We start from the raw sequence: 20865 nt of genomic DNA on the forward strand, positions 1-20865 counted from the left end.
TGCCACAAACCTATCCATCAGATATCCAAAATCTCTTTTGGACGCGCTACCAAGGTTGTAGCCCCCTTTGCCAACAGAAACTCCTTGTCGCGAAATCCCCAAAGCACACTGATGCAAGGCAAATGGGTGTTGCGCGCAGTGAGAATATCGACGTCGCTATCGCCCACATATACCGCTCCTTCGCGCGACACGCCCAACTGCCGCAGCGCCTCCTCCACCGTGTCGGGTGCCGGCTTTTTCCTGATTTGCTCGCGTTCGCCAATGGCCACGCTGATGGTGTCGCCAAAGAAATGTTTCACCAAAGCTTGTGTCGCCGCATAAAATTTATTGCTCACCACCGCCAGCTGCTTGCCATTGGCCTTCAGCGCCTGCAACATCGCGGGGATGCCCGCATAAGGATGAGTGTGATCTAAATTGTGCAACAAATAATGCGCACGAAAGTCTTCATAAACACAGTTAAACACCTCTGTGGGCGTATCGGCCGGAACAGCGCGTTCCATCAGCTTCTTCACTCCATTGCCCACAAACATTCGCACCTCCTCGTAGCTGCGTTCTGGCAAACCATGCTGCTTGAGCGCCACATTGCAACTTAAATAAAGGTCGGTGAGCGAATCTAAAAGTGTTCCATCTAAATCAAAAATATACGTTTGATAGTTCATCGTTATTCCTGTAATACCCCCTGTTTTAATCGCAAGCAAAGTTAGCAAAAAAAGGTCAATTATGTGGCGTAGATAAAAAAAAGGTGTAACTTTGCAGCCGATTTTCAAATGAAGGATATGAAAAAAGAATTAAAAAAGAAGTACCTTCTGTCCGCCTTGGTCTGCGTGGCAGTCGTCGCTGGTATCATCTATTATTATTTCTTTGAAGGATTTTCAACCAAAGACAAAACAGAATATGTCTGCATCGATAACAACGACAACATAGACTCAGTGTACAGCAAACTCAGTCCATTGGCTTCAAAACATGGCATGTGTGCCTTTAGAACCTTGGCACGCCACATGCAATATGCCGACAAAATTCGCACAGGTCGTTATGCCATTACACCCGGAGACGGTGCTTTCAGCGTGTTTCGCCACATGCGCAACGGGCAGCAGGCGCCTGTGAGTCTCACTATTCCAAGCGTGAGAACCATGGATAAATTGGCTGGCGAAATCTCAAAACGCCTTCTCATGGACAGCACTACGCTCTATCGTGCACTGACCGATGAAGCGACTTGCCAGAAATTGGGCTACGACACGGCAACAATTGCCTGCCTTTTTATCCCAAACACCTACGATGTTTATTGGAACATTCCCGTGGACAAGTTTTTGGAGAAAATGCAAAAGGAGAACAACAGATTTTGGAATCCCACGCGCAGTCAAAAGGCTTCTCAATTGGGATTGACCCACAACGAGGTGATAACCTTGGCCAGCATTGTTGATGAGGAAACGGCCAACAACAGCGAGAAACCCATGATTGCAGGCATGTACTACAACCGCCTGAAATTGCACAATGCCGAGTATCCCAAGGGCATGCCGCTGCAAGCTGATCCCACAATAAAATTTGCGTGGAAGCGTTTCGAACTCAAACGCATCTACAACAACCTGCTCTCCATCAAGAGTCCCTACAACACTTACAAAAATCCAGGGCTCCCTCCTGGCCCTATCCGCATCCCTTCCATCGCGGGTATCGATGCTGTGCTCAATCGCATTCATCACAACTATCTCTACATGTGCGCCAAGGAGGATTTCAGCGGCACCCACAACTTCGCCGAAACCTACAAGGAACACATGGACAATGCCGCTAAATATGCAAAGGCACTCAACGAACGCGGCATAAAATAAACAACGCGCAGAGGCCTCCTCAATGTAATAAGTCACAGCCAATAGCGTGCAAACTTACACCATTTATCCCAAATCTCTTATAGAGCTTTGGGGTAAATGCTTTTTTATTTCCCCTCTATTTTTCGAAATAAAATGATACTATGCCCGTATTATTCTCACCTTTTCCCTAACTTTGCCGACAAAAAACTTAAAACGCTGTCTATATGGCATTAAATCAAACCAACAAATTGGCCTGGATTGTCGAAACCATCTACAAAGCGAAAAGAATTTCATTTGAAGATTTGAATGAAAAGTGGATGGAGAACGAAGACCTTAGCACTGGGCAAGAGCTGTTAAAACGTACGTTCCATAAATGGCGCGTGAATATTCTTGATACTTTCGGGCTCAATATTGAATGTGAGAAGGGAGGCACCTATCGTTACTACATCAGCAATGCAAACGACCTTCACAATGGAAGCATTGAGGATTGGCTGCTCAAAACCTATACAGTAAGCAACACGCTCATCGGCTGTAAATCCATCAAAGATAGAATTCTTTTAGAAGAGGTTCCATCGGCTGCGGATTATTTAGAAGCCATTATGGATGCTATGAAACAAAATAGACTCATTCATATCACCTATTATAATTATTGGCAAGATAGTGAGCGCCAACATTTCGTTATGCCTCTGTGTCTGAAACTATTCCGACAGCGTTGGTATTTGGTCGGAAAGAATAAGTTCAACCACATGATTACAATCTTTTGCCTCGATCGAATTACGGATTTTCGACTGTCTTCGCAGTCATTTAACTATGCGCAAGAAGCCTTCAATCTACATACATTCTTCGATGGATGCATCGGGGTAATAGCCAATGCCGATGTTAATATAGAACATGTTGTTCTGAAAGTGTCGGCTACTCAAGCTAATTATTTACGCGATCTCCCTATACATGAGAGTCAGATGGAAAAAGAATGTCACCCTGATTATAGCATTTTTACAATGGATGTTCGCCCTACTTTCGACTTCCTGCAAGAACTTCTGTGGAATGGCGAATGCATTGAAGTAATGCAACCTCTGTGGCTCCGAAAAGAAATTGCTGAAAAAATACAGCAAATGGGAAATAAATATAAATTAGATAACTCTCCATGCAGAGAATAATCACTCATAATATAAAATTGCTTATGCAACCAGACACATCCTTAGAAAAGGACATCTCCTCCTTAGAAAACGCGCTATCGTTTATAGACAGGTACGAGAACTTCAACCAACAAAACCAACGCACCCTTCTAAGCATAGCAAATAAACTTAAAGAATTTATTGACAGGTCGCCTAATAAGCCCATTTACCTGTTGAATCTTTTGGACATGCTCTATGCATCTGAAACGGCGACAAGCAAGATTATTACTTCAATTCTAAATTATCAGGTAAATCATGAGTTTGTCTTGTGCCGAATGTTTATCAACTATTTCCTCGTACCAAAGGGCTTTAATATGCAATGGTTTTCATCTCCATGCATCACAGCTGAAACGGATAGAATTGATATTTGCATTCAAGAGAAAGGGAAATACGCCATCATCATTGAGAATAAACTAAAAGGTGCTCGTTTTCAACGAAACCAAATTGCAAGATATATTGGGAAAATGAGGTGGGAAGGTTTTAAAGATGAACAAATATTTGTCATCATATTACCGAGGTACATTGACTCAAAGCTATTCGACCACATCAACCAATCAGTATGGCGATTACCATCTGATTGGGATAGCTCTAATCAAGAGCGAAATTGTAGATGGGAATCAGATACCGTAAGTTGCCAATGTGATGGTGATAAAGATAGGACTTGTGAGGGCTGCGAAATAGATTTACGCCGGAAGTTTGCACCTCGCACACTAATCCTCGACAAACCATTCCCCGACTGGTTGGAGGATTGCTGCCTACCTATATTAGGAAAAAGAGAACAGGTATTAGCGTCTGCGATTGTACAGTTCGCAGACTACTTAAAAGGAATATATAACAACAGAATAAATAATAAATTAAACATGGAAATAGTAGATTTTTTACGTAATGAACTTTTAAAAGATGAGTCCTTATCATTGGCAGGCCAAGCTAAACTCATTGAGGCAAAGCAAGCTGAACTTGAAGTATTAAAGGAGAGACTCAAAAAACTCCGCCACTCGGTATATACTGATTTGATAAAGCAATGGTATGAGAACCTCAAACGCACACCGTGGGGAGAACAATTAATCTATAATATAGATTCGTTTTACATTGAATTTAATCATATACAATGCGGTTGTTGGTATGAGACAGATGATAAGCAACCCTATTGGGGGTTTTGGAGTGATAAATCTAATAATAACAAAATAAGAAAGGTTCATACTATTATTGAAAAGTGTAGATTATCTAAATATGAAGAAGGCAATGAATGTCTCGCATGGGATTACACAGATAAAGGAGACGAACAATGTGCACAGTTCTATCATGCTGCAAAAGAACTCGGATATTTGGAATAAAAAGATTTCTTTCATTATAGAATGGAGTTGTGCCTACCAATGGCATAGCTCCATTTTATTTTTGCACCATCACAAAAAAATAGTATACAACAAAAATAAATTTTAAAACAATGAGTAACTTTCTTCTATCTTCAGCTCCGATCAAGCAAATGCTATTAAAGATTTATACTTGCAAAGAGCCTTTTGAATTATACGTGGTTGACCGTAAATTCAAACGGAGGCTCGGAACATATTTTGTCGAAAAGCAAAAGATTAATATCTATGCTAAAGGCATGGATGGCCACATAATCATGGAGGTTGCCATTCATGAATATGCACACCACATTCACCACACGGAACAATATACATGGGACGTACGAAGGAAAGATCGGTCGCATGGCGAAAAGTTTTGGCGCATTTACTCTGCACTCATGGCAAAAGCCATTTACAAAGATATTTTCAAAGATGATTTGATTTGCGATATCATCACTCAATAGTATTAATTTCTACTTTTAAATTTTACTATGCCCATAATTGTCACACCTTGTATCTATCTTTGCAGTAACAAACATAAGTTAAATAAAAAAATAAAGAAAATGAAAACAATAATTGATGATGAGTTCTTACGCTGCATGATGACGGCCGAAGCTTGGAAAGAGATTTCCGAAGAAATTAGTTGGACAGAACCGCTTTTAGAGAAGTACCAAGACAAAATTGATTGGGAAGCGATTTCCGGAAATAGCGACATCTTGTGGACAATACCTATGCTGACGAAGTTTAAAAGACAAATCCATTGGGACACACTCTCAAGTGCTTTAAGTGAAAAGTGTGCCACAATGCCCCTACTAAGGGCCTTTAAACAGCAATGGGACTGGCATAAACTATCTATGAATAGTGCTATAAAGCTCACGAATGAATTCTTAGAAACATTTAAAGATTACATTGATTGGAGTGAAGTTATTGATCGCTGGGATGATGAACGCTTAAAATTTAAGCCTTTTGAATTCTATGAGCAATGGCAAACATTCATACCTATAGCAAAGTTGCAAGATTCAAGACTATGGGACTACATGGTTGCAATAGAGAAAATAAAAATCATGGAGGAGATGATACAATAGCCAAACTATGAAATTAATATAAGAATTTTTAATAGCAGCAGATAGTAAAAGAACTAAATGTTGCTATTTTTTGTTTGTAATATCATTCAGAAATAGAGAAATGGTGAAACCTAACACTGTTCTCCATTGTTTTATTAGCTATCAAACGATAGCAGGAGCGCTGAGAATAACAATCATATTAGTGAATAAAGTGTGCGTCTTTATGACGCAATACATCACACATTACAGAGAAAAACAATACACATAGATGAATAAGTCCATGGCACAGACATTGCACTTCTATAATTGTACAACTAAAAATGCCGCCCTCTTCACAGAGTTCGGCATCAATCTCAATAGGTATTAGCTTCTTTAAGGTAAAAAGATTGTATTCAGGATAACACTTGCAAAGTTAGGGCATTTTTCTATACCTAACAAATCTTTTTTTATGTTTATAAACATGTTTTTGGCTATAAATCACACTTTTTTATGCATTTCTTACATCACCAAGCACTTTCTATCAAATATAAAGCCAAAAAAAGCATGCAAATGCTTTAAAAAGATTATCGCATTTGCACGCTATTAATATAATATCAAGGGACAAGCCCTAAAAACTATTCTTTAAAACTTATATCCCATGGTCAACAATAACTGATGTTGCTTGTTATTAACCTTTGTTGGATTTGCTATATTATCTTCTACAGAAGTGCCAGGTCCATCATAGTAATTCATGAATGGATAAAAGGTGCCGTTTTGTTGACTATATTGATAAGCTAAATCAATATTGAATCGCCAAACATTCCAACCCAAACCAAAAGTAAAGCGATTGGTGTCTTTCCAATTCACATAACTCGTTGAACTGGCATAATAAGTGCCCGGCGAATTAAGGCTCCCATCCTTCACTGCCGCATCTTTATATAAAGCACTGAGATAATTATAACCAGCACGCAGTGAGAAATAGTCAGTAATCTTTGCTTCTACACCCAATTTCAACGTATGTTGTCCCCTTAGGGCATCTTCAGTATGATTATTCATGACACGATCGTTGTGGCTACTCTCATAATAGGTTCCATAATACCAATCGTATGTTCCACCATCTTTAATGCGTGTCTGCATAGCATTGTAAGCTGCATACTCATAAGTTGCACCCAAAGCTATTCTATCAGCAAGTGTTGTTCCCGCACTTAAACCAAATTTCCAAGGTGTATTGACACGGAAATCGTAAGTTTCTCCCACATTTGGGCGTGCAGTTCCATCCGTCAACACTGTATAATTGCTGGTTGTTAAATCATACCAAACAGGCGTATGGATATAAGCACCTAAACGGAAAGGGCTTTCCGCCATAGGACGAACGATTGCACCTAACTTGACATCGAAGCCCGTTCCCGTAATTTCTCTGCTATCATTGAGTGTTAAACCTGGAATGTTATTTGCATTGGGGACAAAATTCTCCGTGTATTCTGCGTAACCTTTATAGTGTACATCATGAATCCCCATCGTGAGACCTAAATAAACACGGTCATTTAAGTTTGCACTAAGGTTCATGTCATATTCACCAATATATCCCTTATTTTCCTGATTATAAAGATAGCCCGTCGCAGGGAAATTATAGTATTTATTTGTTCTATTATCATAGAGCAAGTTGTCCATATAGAGTGCATCCAGTTGGCTATAGGTCAAATCTTTCCTTTCTTTGAATACCTGATTATGATACTTCTGATACGTTAATTTATTTTGCGAAGCATTATTTAATGTATTCGCAGCATTGAGCAACTGGTCGAAGTTGCGGCTCTTATGGTAGTTAAAACCAATATTGAATGAAACATTGGATGTCTTATTCACATTGAAGACCACTCCAATCTGATCAAAACTCATATTAGTTTTATTGAGTGAACTAAATTTGTTCATACCCGTTTGACTCACTAAACCAAAAGAGAGGTCAACCTTCCCTTTGCGGAACAATCCTAAACCAGCAGGGTTTGTACCAATCGTGGAGAGGTCAGCACCTAATGCTTCCATTGCACCGCCCATTCCGACATAGCGGGCTGTACCATTTAAATTGTTATCTATCAATTTTGTATTCTCATAGGTTTCTTGTGCCATAGCAACAGAGCTAACAAGCGTCAAGGAAGCTACCATTAAATATATTCTTTTCATCTTTGTCTAATTTTCTTTGTTTACAAATATTTAGCGCCGATTTCCAAAGGTTCCACCTGAATGGAAACCACCACCTCCAGTGCTTCCACCTCCAAATGAACCACCAGAGTGTACACCACTGCCAAAGGTTGAGCCGCTACCACCAAAACTACCAGAGTTGTAAGAACGCGTCGGTGCTTGATAACTACCTTGCGAAGGGTAATCGTTATAAGAACGAGAAGGTATGCGTTCTGAAGCGTAGCCAGCATCACGATTATCGTAAGTTGCTCGGGAACCACCAAAAGTTGGATTCGAATTACCTACTCGAACACGTGAATTACCAATAGTAGCAGAGCGAGAGCTCGACACTGTAGCACGAGAGCCACCAAAGGTTCCAGAGGGGAATGCAGAGGAAACTCCATCGTAACTGTGGTTACGCGTCCCAGCAGGACGGCTATAACTTACGTAATAGCTGCCACCATAATAGGGATAGCCATAATAGAATGGGCTATAATAGCGTGGGCCATACCAGCCAGCATAGCCATAATAGGGTGCACCATAGTAGCCACCATAATAGCCATCAAACCATGGATCGAACCAAGGGTCGTAATAGCCACCATACCAACCGAAATTCCAACGCGAGCCATAGTTCCAATAAGAACCGTAATTCCAATAAGGACCATAACCCCATGCGTAACGAGCATACCATGGATCGTAGAAACCATCCCAACGGCTCATGCGCTGGCTGTAACGAAAATCGTCCTCATCAAGCACTCTATCGTAGTATTTCCCTACAAAGGTAGTGTCCATATAAGTCGAGTCGGGATACACACCCCACCCCTTCTGCAATTGAATGATATCATTTCCTTTCGCATCCTTTCCGACAACTTGATAATGACTCCAATATTTTCCACGACGATTATACTCGTCAACATTGCGATTGCTACCCGAGTAGCTACGCGTATCTACTTGTTCACTGCGATCTCTCACAACCTTCTTAGGTTTGAAATAAAGATCATCGTCTTGTGCAACCATTGTAAAAGGAAGCAACCCCAAGCTAATTGATAGAAGTATAAACTTTTTCATATCCTTGTTTGTTTTAAGACTTTTCATTTTTTTCGTTAGCAAAAATACAATAACTTGCGCTGCAAATATACGGTTTTTCCCTAAGTAGGGGTAGGTTTTTCCCTAATTTTTATATATTTGCACTACAAATTAACAATGATATGAAATACTTAGAAATAGACTTTTTCATTGGTCTTGAAGCCTCGCTGATGGATGATGCGCGCGCCTTGTTGGCTGAAGCTGCAGGCGAAGCCGGTTGCGAATCGTTTGAAGATAGCGAACAGGGGCTGAAGGCCTATGTGCAAGTGGATTTATGGAATGAAGCGCTATTGCAACAAGAGCTTGCAAGTTTTGCTTTCCCTGAGGCCCACATTCGTTACACCATTCGCGAGGCTGAAGATAAAGATTGGAATGCTGAGTGGGAAGCAAATGGATTTGAACCAATTGAAGTCGACGGAAAATTAGTCATTTGCGATGCGAAGAACGCGAGCATAACAACAGAAATGAAAACCAAGATGCACATTTTGATTGATGCGAAATTGGCTTTTGGAACGGGCACGCACGAAACAACACAAATGATTGTCTCCATCCTGCTACGAATGGAGTTATCAGGAAAGCGAGTGCTGGATTGTGGCTGTGGAACTGGCATCTTGGGCATCATTGCGTCTAAATTGGGGGCAGCACATGTAGTGGGTTATGATATTGACGAATGGAGCGTGAAGAATGCGCTGCACAACGCCGAGCTTAATGAGGTTAGGAACATGGAGGTTTATCATGGCAATGCGCAAGTGTTGCAATCCATCGACGGCACATTTGACGTGGTGCTAGCCAACATCAATCGCAACATCCTTTTAGGCGATTTGCCAACCTTCGCACGACTCATGCAGCCTGAAAGTATGCTCATTTTGAGTGGTTTTTACACCGAAGATGTGCCCCTGCTCACAGAAAAAGCACAATCCTTGGGGTTGATAAAGACCGAACAAAGACAAAATGGGGACTGGTGCAGTTTGGTATTTAGAAAAGGATAGTGTTCGAAAAACATGATGTCTTTTCAGGCCTGCTAGAGTTCCAGCAAGCCTAAAAATCAAAAAATAGAGCTGCTGGAACTCCAGCAAGGCCAAAAATCAAAAATATGGGGCTGCTGGAACTCCAACAAGCCTGAAAAATCAAAAAACAGCCCTGCTGGAACTCCAGCAAGGCCAAAAATCAAAAAAATGAGGCTGCTGGAACTCCAGCAAGCCTGAAAAATCAAAAAGCAGCCCTGCTGGAACTCCAGCAAGGCCAAAAATTAAAAAAATGGGGCTGCTGGAACTCCAGCAAGCTTGAAAAATCAAAAAACAGCTCTGCTGGAACTCCAGCAAGCTTTCGCACATAGAAAGCATTACAGCACTTTGAATACAATATAAAAAAACGCACGAACTTAAAAGCTCGTGCGATTTTTTTTATGATTCTCACGTGTAGAAGACTACTCTTCAACCACGCTAAAGTCGCTCTTTGTTACACCACAAACAGGGCAAACCCAATCTTCAGGGATATCCTCGAAAGCGGTTCCTGCAGCGATACCGCTATCGGGATCGCCTGCTGCGGGGTCGTAAATGTACCCGCAAACGTCACATACATACTTCTTCATAATTGTTTTTGTTTTAAAATTAAACTTCTATTTTGTTTTCAGTGCAAAATCTTTACCATATTCTCGGCACGCTGCCAAGGCCGCCTCGTCGGGCACCCACAGCATTTTAATGCCATCGTTCACCAATTCAAAGCCAGCTTCTACAAGATGCTCGCTAATCATTTTGGGGGCATCCCCACTCCATCCGTAAGAACCGAATGCGGCGGCCTTTTTGTTTTTCAGTTTCAAACCACGGGTCATCTCTAAAATGCCTGCAATAGCATAAGAGAAACCATAGTTGATGGTGGGCGAGCCTACTAATACAGCTTTCGAATGGAATAACTCGGTTAGAATATCGTTTTTATCTTCTTTGGCTGCGTTAAAGAGCTTCACGGTCACTTCCTTATCGGCTTCGAGAATGCCCTCGGCAATGGATTCGGCCATCTTGCGTGTGGCATTCCACATCGTGTCGTAGACCAATGTGATTTGATTTTCCTGATAGCCCTGCGACCATTCCAAATACTTGTCAATGATTTGTTGTGGATTCTTTTTCCACATCACGCCATGGCTGGGGCAAATCATCTTCAGCGGAAGATTCATGCCTATCAATTCTTTCACCTTGCGATTAGCCATGGGGCTATACATATTGATGATGTTGGCATAATATTTCTCGGCCTCCCACATCAGGTCGTCTTGCTTCACGAGGTCGTTATAGAGCGACTCGGTAGCGAAATGCTGACCAAAAACGTCGTTGGAGAACAATATCTCGTCGCCCGATAGATAGGTCATCATTGTGTCGGGCCAGTGCAACATCGGTGCTTCTATGAACGTAAGTGTCTGGCGACCGAGGCTCAAGGTGTCGCCCGTTTTCACGTTTACAAAGTTCCAGTCTTGATGATAGTGCCCACGCAAAATAGCCTCCCCCTTCTTGGTACAATAGATAGGCGTTCCAGGAATTTCGCGCAACAACTCGGGCAGCGCCCCACTGTGATCCACTTCATTATGTTGCATCACAATATAATCAATCTGCTTGAGGTCGATTTCACGTTTCAGCCGTGCCACAAACTCCTTGTCAAAAGGCTGCCAAACGGTATCGAGCAGCGCCACCTTCTCATCGCGCACAAGATATGCGTTGTAACTTGAACCATGCTCGGTAGAATATTCATCACCATGGAACTTAACCAATTCCCAATCGATTTTTCCTACCCACGTTACACTGTCTGTTATTTTTTTTGCCATAAACTTAATTGCTGATTACGTTATCGTGGGCAAAGATAGCAATAAAAATTGAGTTCCTTACGCATGGAATATCCTTTTTTCGCCTTTTTACGATAGACCTTATTTATGGTTATATTGATAAAACCAAATGAGCCACAAAATGATGCCTCGCGGGAGAAGGTCGCCGCTATAGTCTACGAGACTGACAAAATGCAAATAAAATGTCGCAATCTGCTGCGAGCAATTGAGATGCTTTGGACTTTCGAATGAGCAAATATTAAAAAGGTGTGACCAGCTAACCGAGTCACACCTTTATGCAGATTGCGCATAACATGCGCTTCCATTTATAGCATTGCAATAGAAGCTCTATCTATCCATCCGTAGACCACACTGCACACACCAAAGAGCAATAGTCCTGTGGTACAGATGGCCAAAGCCAACTTGGTGCTCTTAGCACTCGTGAAGGTGGGTAAAGGTTGGTCGTTGTGCTTGATGTACATGGCCTTCACTATCAACAAATAGTAGTAAAGACTCACCACGGTGTTGACCAAAGCGATGAACACCACAAGATAGGCCAACTGACCACTCAGATTTCCGATGTTTGCCCCTTTCACAGCCGCCATGAACACAAAGAATTTGCTAAACATGCCGGCAAATGGAGGGATGCCACCCAAAGAGAACAGGGCCAACGTCATGAGGAAGGCCAAGCGCGGATTGGTTTTATACAATCCGTTATAACTTTCCATGTCGACAACGCCATTGTTGTGTTCTTCAACGCTGCTAATCACGGTGAACACCGCCATATTGGCAACCACATAAATCAACACATAGAAGCTGAGCGAGGTGAAGCTCATGGCATTATTGCCCACAATGGCCAACACGATGTAGCCGGCTTGCGAGATAGAACTAAACGCCATGAAACGTTTCAAATCGCGCTGGCGGATGGCGAAAAGGTTGGCAATGGTGATGGACAGCACAATGACAATGAACAACAGATATTGCCAATATTCAACCATGGGCGCAAACACTTTCATCAAGATGGCACACAACGCAAAGGCTGCTGCGCCCTTGCTCACCACTGAGAGATAGCCCGTGATGGTGGTTGGCGCACCCTGATAGGTGTCAGCCGTCCAAAAATGGAACGGAACCAACGAAAGCTTAAAGCCCAAACCGCTGAAGAAAAACACCATACCCACAATGGTTAAGGGGCTGGTGGTGATTTTCACTGCCATATCGTCGAAATAGAGAGTGCCCACTGCTGCATAGAGTAACGAAATGCCATAGAGCATCACGCCGCTCGAGAAAGTGGCTGTGAGGATGAACTTCGCTGCAGCCTCTGCCGAATTGTGGCGATATTTGTCTAAACCAACCAAGCAGGCCATGGGTACGGATGCCATTTCCAAACCTAAGAAGAACAATAAAAAGTGGTTGGCACTAATCATCATGTTCATGCCCAAAAGGGTTGAAATAACGAGCAAATAGCACTCGCCTTCCTTGAATTGCGTGTCGGGACGGCGCATCCACTCGCGACTCTGAATAAGCACGATGAAAGCACCTAACGACAAAATAGTTTTCATCACACCGATAGCGGCATTGGTACAATACATTCCGCCAAAGGCTGTTGCTGTTGCCGTGGGGAAAATGTTCACCAAAATGTGCACAGCCATCAACAGGCAGACCAATGGATTAAACCATTTGCGGGGCGATGCACTACTCGTTTGTCCCGCAGCAGGAAGCACCACACGAGGTGCTGTGAGGAAATCGGCAATGAAAACGATAACCAAAAGTGCCATCAAAGTCACCTCGGGTATCATATTTAAAAACTGACTATAATTGATATTCATCTTGAATGTTTCTTTATCGATTCAACTGATATTACAAAGCGGCAACCGAACCATTAAGAATGTGGTGGATAATGGGACCTACTGCACTGCTAATGATATCGTTCGCCCACAAGGGGAACATGCCTAAACCTGCAACACAGAAAATCAAGCCGCCAATGGCGAAACGCTCGTCCCAAGTAGCATCGTGAAGCTCATAGAACTTGGGATTAGCAACCTTCTGAAACAGAATCTTACCCACAACACGCAAAATATAAACGGCGGTCACAACAATCGAGGTGCAAGCAATAATGGTGCACACACGATGGAAGATGTCGCCATTCTGAAAAGCTCCTACAAAAATGGTCATCTCGGCTACGAAACCCGAGAAACCTGGTAAACCAAGGTTGGCTAAACCCGCAACAACATAGGAGACGGAAAGGAATGGAATGACTTTCATCAAACCTCCCAAATAGCGCACATCACGCGTACCTGCACGGTGATAGATCATACCGATGCAAGCGAAGAAAAGCGCCGTCATCAATCCATGTGATAACATCTGCAACACAGCACCCGTGATGGCTGTTTGCGTCATCATGCACAATGCAAAGAGCACCATGCCGCAGTGCGACACTGAAGAATAAGCATTGATATACTTCAAATCGGTTTGCACGCAAGCTGAAAGAGCACCATAAATAACAGAGCAGGTAGTCAGTATCAAGAATATCCAAGAAAGCTGTTGAGCAGCCTCAGGCAACAAATACATCGCTATGCGGAAACAACCATAACCACCTAATTTCATCAATACACCTGCATGAAGCATCGAAACGGCTGTTGGCGCCGAGGCATGACCATCGGGAGACCATGTGTGGAAAGGGAATAAGGCTCCAAGCACACCAAATCCAATAAAAATTAGGGGGAAGAATACCTTTTGCACGGCAACGGGAATATTGTGCATAGCCGCAATCTCGTTGATATCCATAGTGGTAGCTCCACTGAAATAATAAATACCTAAAATACCTATAATCAACAAAGCACTACCACCCATCAACATTAAAGTGAGCTTCATTGCCGCATATTCTTTAGGGCCTGTCCCCCAAACACCTATCAATAGATACATGGGAATAAGCGCAACCTCATAAAACATGAACATTGTAAATAGGTCGGTTGAAATGAAGAAGCCAAATACACCGATACTTAGCAACACAAACCATAAGAAATATTCTTTCTTCATAGGTTCCAACTGCCACGAAGCAAAGGTGCCTGTGAAGACAATAACAGCTGACAACAATATCATTACAACCGAAATTCCATCTACACCAATACTATAAGCTATATGTAGAGGAGCAAACCAAGGCACACTATAGGTGAAAAGCATGAGATCAGTATTCCCCGCATGGCGTAACTGGATAAAAGATATAGTGAGCCATATCGCTAATCCCAACAGAGCAGAAGCGCCTACAACCATTACACCACGCACCTGATTATCGTTTTTGGACAACCACAACCCGATGAGCATCAGGATGGGAATAACAACGAATAATGTTAATATATTCATATCTTTATTTGTCTTTTTTTCTATTCATTATTCACTAATAATAGATGCATAGCAGCACTAAAGCTAATGCTATAGTGCCCGTGAGGAACCACGATGCATAAGCACGGACGTCACCACTCTGCCAAGGACGGATGGTCTCACCGGCCTCTTGTGCGCCCCATGCCATGAAGTTAAATGTGCCATCAATGACATGGCGATCAAACCAAGCTATGGGTTTCGAGAAACAACCAAACACAATCTTATGAGTGATAAATTGCCAAATATTGTCAATGTAGAAGCGATTTAAAGCTGCTTTATGCAACACGGGCATTCGCTTTGCCAACATATCGGGAACGGGATTGCGCTTAGGAAGATACATCCAAGTGGCTAAACCAATACCAATTGCTGCAGCCAAAAGACTGAACCATGCCACACTTGAGAACTCAAAGTGCTGCAAATGAATCTCCATCGATTGACCTGTTGCTGAAACAAAATGCCCGAAAGGAATCCAGCCAGCAAAGATTGAGATAATGGCAAGGAACACTAAAGGCCCCCACATCACGAATGGAACTTCGGCCGGACGCTTGCGATGTTCGGGATCTAATTCATAATAGCTTTGTCCCCAGAATATCACATAATATAAACGGAACATATAAAATGCGGTCATCCCCGAAACTAAGGTCATAAACCAACCTAAGAAAGGTGAGTATTCAAAGCATGCTGAAACAATTTCGTCTTTTGAGAAAAAACCTGCGAAAGGCCAGACACCACTAATCGCAATACAGCCAATCAAGAAACAAGCATTCGTAATGGGCATATATTTATGCAAACCACCCATATACTCTTTAAAGTTACTACCTATAATGACGATGATTGCACCAGAACATAAGAACAAGAGTGCCTTAAACATAGCATGTGTAAACAAGTGGAACATGCTGGCCATATAGCCTAAACCACCTTCATGATTGTCAATCGCATAGCAAACACCCAAGGCAACCAGCATATAAGCGATCTGCGAAATGGTTGAGAATGCTAAACCTCGCTTAATATCGCGCTGACAACAAGCAACAGCAGCTGCATAAAAAGCGGTGAATGCAGCAATATAAGCTACCCAATGTAATTGGTTGGGAGCATATTCAACCCAAATGGGGAACAAGCTGGCCACTTGGTAAACACCAGCAACAACCATTGTTGCGGCATGAATTAAAGCCGAAACAGGAGTTGGACCTTCCATCGCATCGGGCAACCAAATATGTAAAGGGAACATTGCACTCTTACCTGCACCGCCGATAAACATCAAGAACAATGCTGTTGGCAATACCCATCCAAATTGTGAAGCAACACTCGCCAACTTGGCAACCAATTCAGGATTAGCATTCAAATCATAGTTGAATGTCCCCACATAGAAGCTAAAGAATAAGATTCCGATAAGGAAGAATAAGTCAGCAAAGCGCGTTACAATAAATGCTTTCTTTGAAGCGTGGACAGCTTCATGCTTAGGATAATAAAAACCTATAAGCAGATAAGAGCATACACCAACTAACTCCCAAAACATATACATTTGAAAGATGTTTGTCGCAACAACTAAGCCCAACATGCTCATCGTGAAAAGCGACAAATAAGCGTAGAAACGCTGGAAGCCATGCTCGTATTCTTCAAACTTATATTTAGAATCGCGTTCTGCCATATAGCCAAATGAATAGATATGAACCATAAAACTAACTGTGGTTATAACTATCAACATCATCACGCTAATGGGCGTTAAACGGAAACCTATATTAAAAGTTAGCAACTCGGTAAACCTAAGCCAAGTAAAATTAAAGACTGTGACCGTTGGATATAACCCCGTCGTTGCATCGCGGCCTACAACAAAGAAATACTCATAAGCCGTATAAACCGACATTGCAAAAAGTACACCCAATACTGTCGTGCCAATAAAGCCTGCAAGGGGTTTCTTCATCTTCATTCCGAGAAGTCCTAACACGAGGAAACTCAAGAAAGGAAGGAGAAGTATTAAAAATGCATAACTATATTCCATCTCTTTAGAATTTCATGTTTTCAATACTATTTACCTGGTCACTATGGAAGTTCCGATAAACATTAATTATAATGGCTAAGGCAACGGCTGTTTCTGCAGCACTCACCCCAATTGAAAATAATGTAAAGAAAAAGCCTTCTAACTGACCTGGAAAAAGAATACGATTAAATACGGCAAAGTTCAAATCTACGGCATTTAGTATCAGCTCAACAGAAATCAACATTGCAATCAAATTACGTCTTGTAACAAAACCAAATACACCAATAAAAAATAAAAGTGCACTCAGAATAAAATAACATGCGACTGGAATATTCATTTTTTATCCTCCTTTCTTGCTATCATTACACCACCTATGATACATGCCAATAAGAATACCGAAATAAATTCAAATGGCAATACATATTGATATTTATCACTCCCCAACAGAGCGGTTCCAATTTGCTGCATGGGCAATTCTGTATCGATAGTAGAAAGCATCGCCGACATTAAGTTGCTTTTCAACAACACTGCCGCCATCACTACAAAACCAACGATACTTAATAGACAGCCTTTTAAGACCCGACTGCCTTTTATCTGCTCAACAAGACCTTGTAGGGTACGCTTAGAAACTAATTGGATAGCAAAAATATAAACCATTGTCACACCACCTGCATAGATAGAAATTTGCACAGCACCCAAGAATGTATAATCCAAAAGGAAGTAAATACCTGCGATGCCAAACAAAACAAACAAAAGGAATGTGGCTGAACGCATAATACGCTTTGTCAGCACGCTCATGATGGCTGAACCAAGAATGACTACAGCCAAAATACAAAATACAATTAAATTCGCCATAATCTTTACTACTTGGTTTTTGTATTAAACTTACCAATCTCAATAGGGGCTCCACCCTCTATAAGATTAGGTAGACTTCCTCCCTCATAAATCTCTTTATCCAAATGAAGACGCAACGTATCTTTATCAAATACAGAGTTCTCAAAATCGTTAGTAAACTCTATCGCGTCAAAATTACAAGAGTTAACACATAATTGGCAAAACATACAATCGCCCAAATCATATTGATAATCATCAAGAACCTTTTTCTTACGCCCCGTTTCTGGATTTTCTTCCATGTGCGCAAGAATCTTAATCGTGTCATTAGGACAAGCCTTCTCACACATCGTGCAAGCCGTACACTTATAAGTTTGATCATCGTTACGCTTGAAAACAAGACGTCCGCGATGGCGCTTTGCAACATGGAGTGTTGTCTTCCTATTCTCAGGATATTGTTCTGTCGTCTTGGGCGTGAAGTATTCCTTCAAGGTTACCTTCAATCCTATACCCAATGTTTTGAGCGCAGAACCAATCTCTCCAAAATATGATTTTTTATTTTCCATTATAAAAAAATCGTTTATTATTTTCAAACAAGAATTAAACTAAAGCTATCCACACCGTCGTTAGTGCTAAAACAACCAACATGAATGGCATGATATACTTCCATTCTAAGGTAAGGATCTGATCGACACGTAAGCGTGGAAAAGTCCAACGAATCCACATCAAAATCCAAACGATGGCAAAAGTTTTTCCCATAAACCAAATAATTCCTGGGATATAGTTCATGGCAGCATTAAAACCATCCAAGCCTACGACATGTAGTGGCATCCACCCGCCTAAGAATACCGTTGCAGCTATTCCTGAGATGACAAAGAGATTTAAATACTCTGCTAAATAATAAAAACCAAACCCCATACCTGAATATTCAGTATGATAACCTGCGGTCAATTCACTTTCAGCTTCGGCCAAGTCGAATGGACCACGATTAGCTTCTGCATTCCCAGCAATCAAGAATACCAGGAAGGCTATCCAAGTAAAGGGCGATTGGAAAATGAGCCATGCACTATCTTGTGCACCAACAATTCCACTTATCTGCATGGTTCCAGTCAAAAGCACAGCGCTGATAATGCAAAGTCCCAACGATATTTCGTAAGAAATCATTTGCACAGCACCACGCATGGCACTCACTACGGAATATTTATTATTACTACCCCAACCAGCTAAGAAGATGCCCAAAACACCAATACTCGAGATAGCGGTCAGCAAAAAAATACCCACATTGAAGTCTAACACTTGTGCGCCATTATTCCAAGGCAAGAAAGAAAAGGTGCCAACAGAAGCAACTATCACTAACACTGGTGCAAGATAATAAAGAAATTTATCGGCTTTGTCTACCACAAAGATTTCTTTAATCAACATCTTCAACACATCAGCAAATACCTGGAATATACCCCAAGGGCCAACGCGCATCGGACCTAAACGACATTGGAAATAAGCACAGACCTTACGTTCCATGAAGATAAGTACAATGGCAATCAAAGCATAGGCGGTCAAAATAGCAACGCCTACGAGCACACACTCGATTAATATTGATAAAAAGTTGCCTAAACCTAATGTCTGGCGTAGCAAACTATCAATCCAAGTTGTTACTATACTAAAATCAAACATAATTATCTATCAATATCAGGAATAACAAAATCGATTGCTGCACCTGTTGCAACAAGATCGGCCAACTTCTGTCCCTTCAACATTTTATCGAAAGCCCCTGTTAAGGTCAACCCCATAGGGCGCATTTTCAATCGATAAGGACTCTTATCACCCTTCGAATCTAAGTAAACACCAAACTCACCAGCACCACCTTCTACAGAGAAGTACCATTGACCTTCTGGCAGTTTAATAATAGGCTTTTGCTTGATGTAATATTCGCCTTCAGGAATATTATCGATGAGTTGCTCTATAATATCCAAACTCTGATAGAGTTCTTGTATGTGAACCATATAACGCGCATAAGAATCAGCACCATCCAAGATAACTACATTAAAGTTAACCTTATCATACATTGCATAAGGATGGTTCTTGCGCACATCATTTTTCCATCCAGCGGCGCGACCAGCAGGACCTGTCACTGCATAGTTAATACAATCTTCCAAGCCCATGGGGCCGACGCCGATTAAACGCTGCTGTGTGATGACATTATCGCCAAATACATCTAAATATTCTTGGACTTTCGGACGAAGATATTTGCAGAGTGCTTTCACATTCTGAACGAAATTAGGATCGATATCATCCTGCAAACCGCCAATGCGATAATAATTCTGAATTAAGCGGCCACCAGTGGTTTCCTCCATCACGTTGAGCACTTGCTCACGGTCGCGCATGCAATAAAGGAAAGCTGTCAAGGCACTCAAGTCTTGTGCACAAGTACCCAAGAAGAGCAAGTGATTATCAATACGCTGCAACTCGTCCATGATTGTGCGGATACATTGAATACGATCGGATAGTTCTACGCCTAAAGCCTCTTCCATTACACCCACCATGGCATGACGATGCATCATGGCACAGAGATAATTCAAACGGTCGGCAAAAGCCAATGTTTGCGGATAGGTCATGCTTTCGCACATCTTCTCCATACCGCGATGAATATATCCTAAATGCGGATAAATATGCTTCACTACCTCACCATTTAAAACGGTTTGCAAACGAAGCACACCATGCATACTTGGATGGTTGGGACCTAAGTTGACTACAAAATCGTCGTCATCAAACAAACGATGTTGTGTCGCAACCAAATTACCGTTTTTATCTAAGTTCCACTCGGTCGTAAAATCAGTCTCAGGCTCATCCGTCGTGGGGAAAGGATTAGCTTCAGGACTCGCATCGAAATTCTTACGCAACGGATAGCCTTTAAAATCGTTGCGCATGAAAAGGCGACGCATATCGGGATGTCCCAAGAACTTGATGCCTAAGAAGTCGAATACCTCACGTTCTAAAAGATTGGCTGCATTCCACAAACGCAAAACCGAGGGAATGACATAATCCTCACCAACTTGCTTTGCAATCGTTTTCACCGAACAGCGCTCGTGGTTCTCGGTATTCTCAAGAATATAAATACAACCCAAGCCCTCTTCGCCAAAATCTTCGCCAATAATGGTAACAAGATAATCGAAATGCTTCTCGCCTTTCAGCTTCGCCATTTCCTCGGCAAAGCCATCAAATTGGAGTTCTATATTTTCTAATTTCAT

19 protein-coding genes are annotated in these 20865 nt (G+C 41.8%); 6 read left to right on the forward strand and 13 right to left on the reverse strand.

Annotation, left to right across the window (positions count from 1 at the left end; all coding sequences use genetic code 11):
• Positions 1–17 precede the first annotated feature (17 nt).
• Positions 18–659 (reverse strand): HAD family hydrolase, encoded by a 642-nt coding sequence (locus X919_RS0100220; RefSeq protein WP_028898531.1) that lies wholly within the window; start codon positions 657–659, stop codon positions 18–20.
• Positions 660–776: 117 nt separating this feature from the next.
• On the opposite strand from X919_RS0100220, the gene mltG reads away from it, so the two are divergent.
• From mltG to X919_RS0100245, 5 genes are all read left to right on the forward strand, one after another.
• Entirely contained in the window at positions 777–1823 is a 1047-nt protein-coding gene (mltG, locus tag X919_RS0100225; protein WP_028898532.1) for an endolytic transglycosylase MltG, read from the forward strand.
• Between the two features lie 203 nt (positions 1824–2026).
• Positions 2027–2959 (forward strand): WYL domain-containing protein, encoded by a 933-nt coding sequence (locus X919_RS0100230; protein WP_028898533.1) that lies wholly within the window; start codon positions 2027–2029, stop codon positions 2957–2959.
• A gap of 23 nt (positions 2960–2982) precedes the next feature.
• Complete coding sequence (locus X919_RS0100235; protein WP_028898534.1) at positions 2983–4311, forward strand: PD-(D/E)XK nuclease family protein; 1329 nt, start codon at positions 2983–2985, stop codon at positions 4309–4311.
• Positions 4312–4421: 110 nt separating this feature from the next.
• Positions 4422–4787 carry a hypothetical protein gene (locus X919_RS0100240; protein WP_155949619.1) on the forward strand — a complete coding sequence of 122 codons (366 nt, stop codon included), beginning with the start codon at positions 4422–4424 and terminating at the stop codon, positions 4785–4787.
• A gap of 99 nt (positions 4788–4886) precedes the next feature.
• On the forward strand, positions 4887–5408 hold the full coding sequence (locus tag X919_RS0100245) for a hypothetical protein (protein ID WP_036916540.1): 522 nt from the start codon (positions 4887–4889) through the stop codon (positions 5406–5408).
• Positions 5409–6008: 600 nt separating this feature from the next.
• On the opposite strand, the gene X919_RS0100250 is transcribed toward X919_RS0100245, so the two are convergent.
• Both X919_RS0100250 and X919_RS0100255 read right to left on the reverse strand, forming a co-directional pair.
• On the reverse strand, positions 6009–7544 hold the full coding sequence (locus X919_RS0100250; protein WP_028898537.1) for an OmpP1/FadL family transporter: 1536 nt from the start codon (positions 7542–7544) through the stop codon (positions 6009–6011).
• 30 nt (positions 7545–7574) lie between these two features.
• Positions 7575–8609, reverse strand: a complete 1035-nt coding sequence (locus X919_RS0100255; protein ID WP_028898538.1) for a hypothetical protein — start codon at positions 8607–8609, stop codon at positions 7575–7577.
• A gap of 140 nt (positions 8610–8749) precedes the next feature.
• Here X919_RS0100255 and prmA point away from each other — a divergent pair, with 140 nt between their 5' ends.
• The gene (gene prmA, locus X919_RS0100260) at positions 8750–9616 is read left to right on the forward strand and encodes a 50S ribosomal protein L11 methyltransferase (RefSeq protein WP_028898539.1); all 867 of its coding nucleotides are present in this window, start codon (positions 8750–8752) and stop codon (positions 9614–9616) included.
• Between the two features lie 437 nt (positions 9617–10053).
• Here the strand turns inward: prmA and rd are convergent, their stop codons facing one another.
• The 10 genes from rd to X919_RS0100320 all read right to left on the reverse strand — a co-directional run bounded on the left by rd (position 10054) and on the right by X919_RS0100320 (position 20865).
• Positions 10054–10218, reverse strand: coding sequence for a rubredoxin (gene rd / locus X919_RS17155; RefSeq protein ID WP_028898541.1), 165 nt, complete (start codon positions 10216–10218; stop codon positions 10054–10056).
• A 27-nt stretch (positions 10219–10245) separates the two neighbouring features.
• A complete protein-coding gene (locus tag X919_RS0100275; RefSeq protein WP_028898542.1) occupies positions 10246–11436 on the reverse strand; it encodes an anaerobic nitric oxide reductase flavorubredoxin in 1191 nt (396 codons plus the stop codon).
• Between the two features lie 323 nt (positions 11437–11759).
• A complete protein-coding gene (locus tag X919_RS0100285; RefSeq protein WP_028898543.1) occupies positions 11760–13259 on the reverse strand; it encodes an NADH-quinone oxidoreductase subunit N in 1500 nt (499 codons plus the stop codon).
• Positions 13260–13290: 31 nt separating this feature from the next.
• Positions 13291–14793, reverse strand: a complete 1503-nt coding sequence (locus X919_RS0100290; RefSeq protein ID WP_028898544.1) for a complex I subunit 4 family protein — start codon at positions 14791–14793, stop codon at positions 13291–13293.
• A gap of 34 nt (positions 14794–14827) precedes the next feature.
• Positions 14828–16810 (reverse strand): NADH-quinone oxidoreductase subunit L, encoded by a 1983-nt coding sequence (gene nuoL / locus X919_RS0100295; protein ID WP_028898545.1) that lies wholly within the window; start codon positions 16808–16810, stop codon positions 14828–14830.
• Between the two features lie 4 nt (positions 16811–16814).
• Positions 16815–17126: an NADH-quinone oxidoreductase subunit NuoK gene (gene nuoK / locus X919_RS0100300; protein WP_025071004.1), complete on the reverse strand. Its 312-nt coding sequence runs from the start codon at positions 17124–17126 to the stop codon at positions 16815–16817.
• Positions 17123–17644 (reverse strand): NADH-quinone oxidoreductase subunit J family protein, encoded by a 522-nt coding sequence (locus X919_RS0100305; protein WP_028898546.1) that lies wholly within the window; start codon positions 17642–17644, stop codon positions 17123–17125. The genes nuoK and X919_RS0100305 overlap by 4 nt, the downstream gene beginning before the upstream one ends.
• Before the next feature lie 8 nt (positions 17645–17652).
• On the reverse strand, positions 17653–18186 hold the full coding sequence (locus X919_RS0100310; protein WP_028898547.1) for a 4Fe-4S dicluster domain-containing protein: 534 nt from the start codon (positions 18184–18186) through the stop codon (positions 17653–17655).
• Between the two features lie 34 nt (positions 18187–18220).
• The gene (gene nuoH, locus X919_RS0100315; protein ID WP_028898548.1) at positions 18221–19291 is read right to left on the reverse strand and encodes an NADH-quinone oxidoreductase subunit NuoH; all 1071 of its coding nucleotides are present in this window, start codon (positions 19289–19291) and stop codon (positions 18221–18223) included.
• A 2-nt stretch (positions 19292–19293) separates the two neighbouring features.
• Positions 19294–20865, reverse strand: a complete 1572-nt coding sequence (locus tag X919_RS0100320) for an NADH-quinone oxidoreductase subunit D-related protein (RefSeq protein ID WP_028898549.1) — start codon at positions 20863–20865, stop codon at positions 19294–19296.

Source organism: Prevotella sp. HJM029 (genome assembly GCF_000599605.1).
In the GTDB taxonomy this organism is placed as follows: domain Bacteria; phylum Bacteroidota; class Bacteroidia; order Bacteroidales; family Bacteroidaceae; genus Prevotella.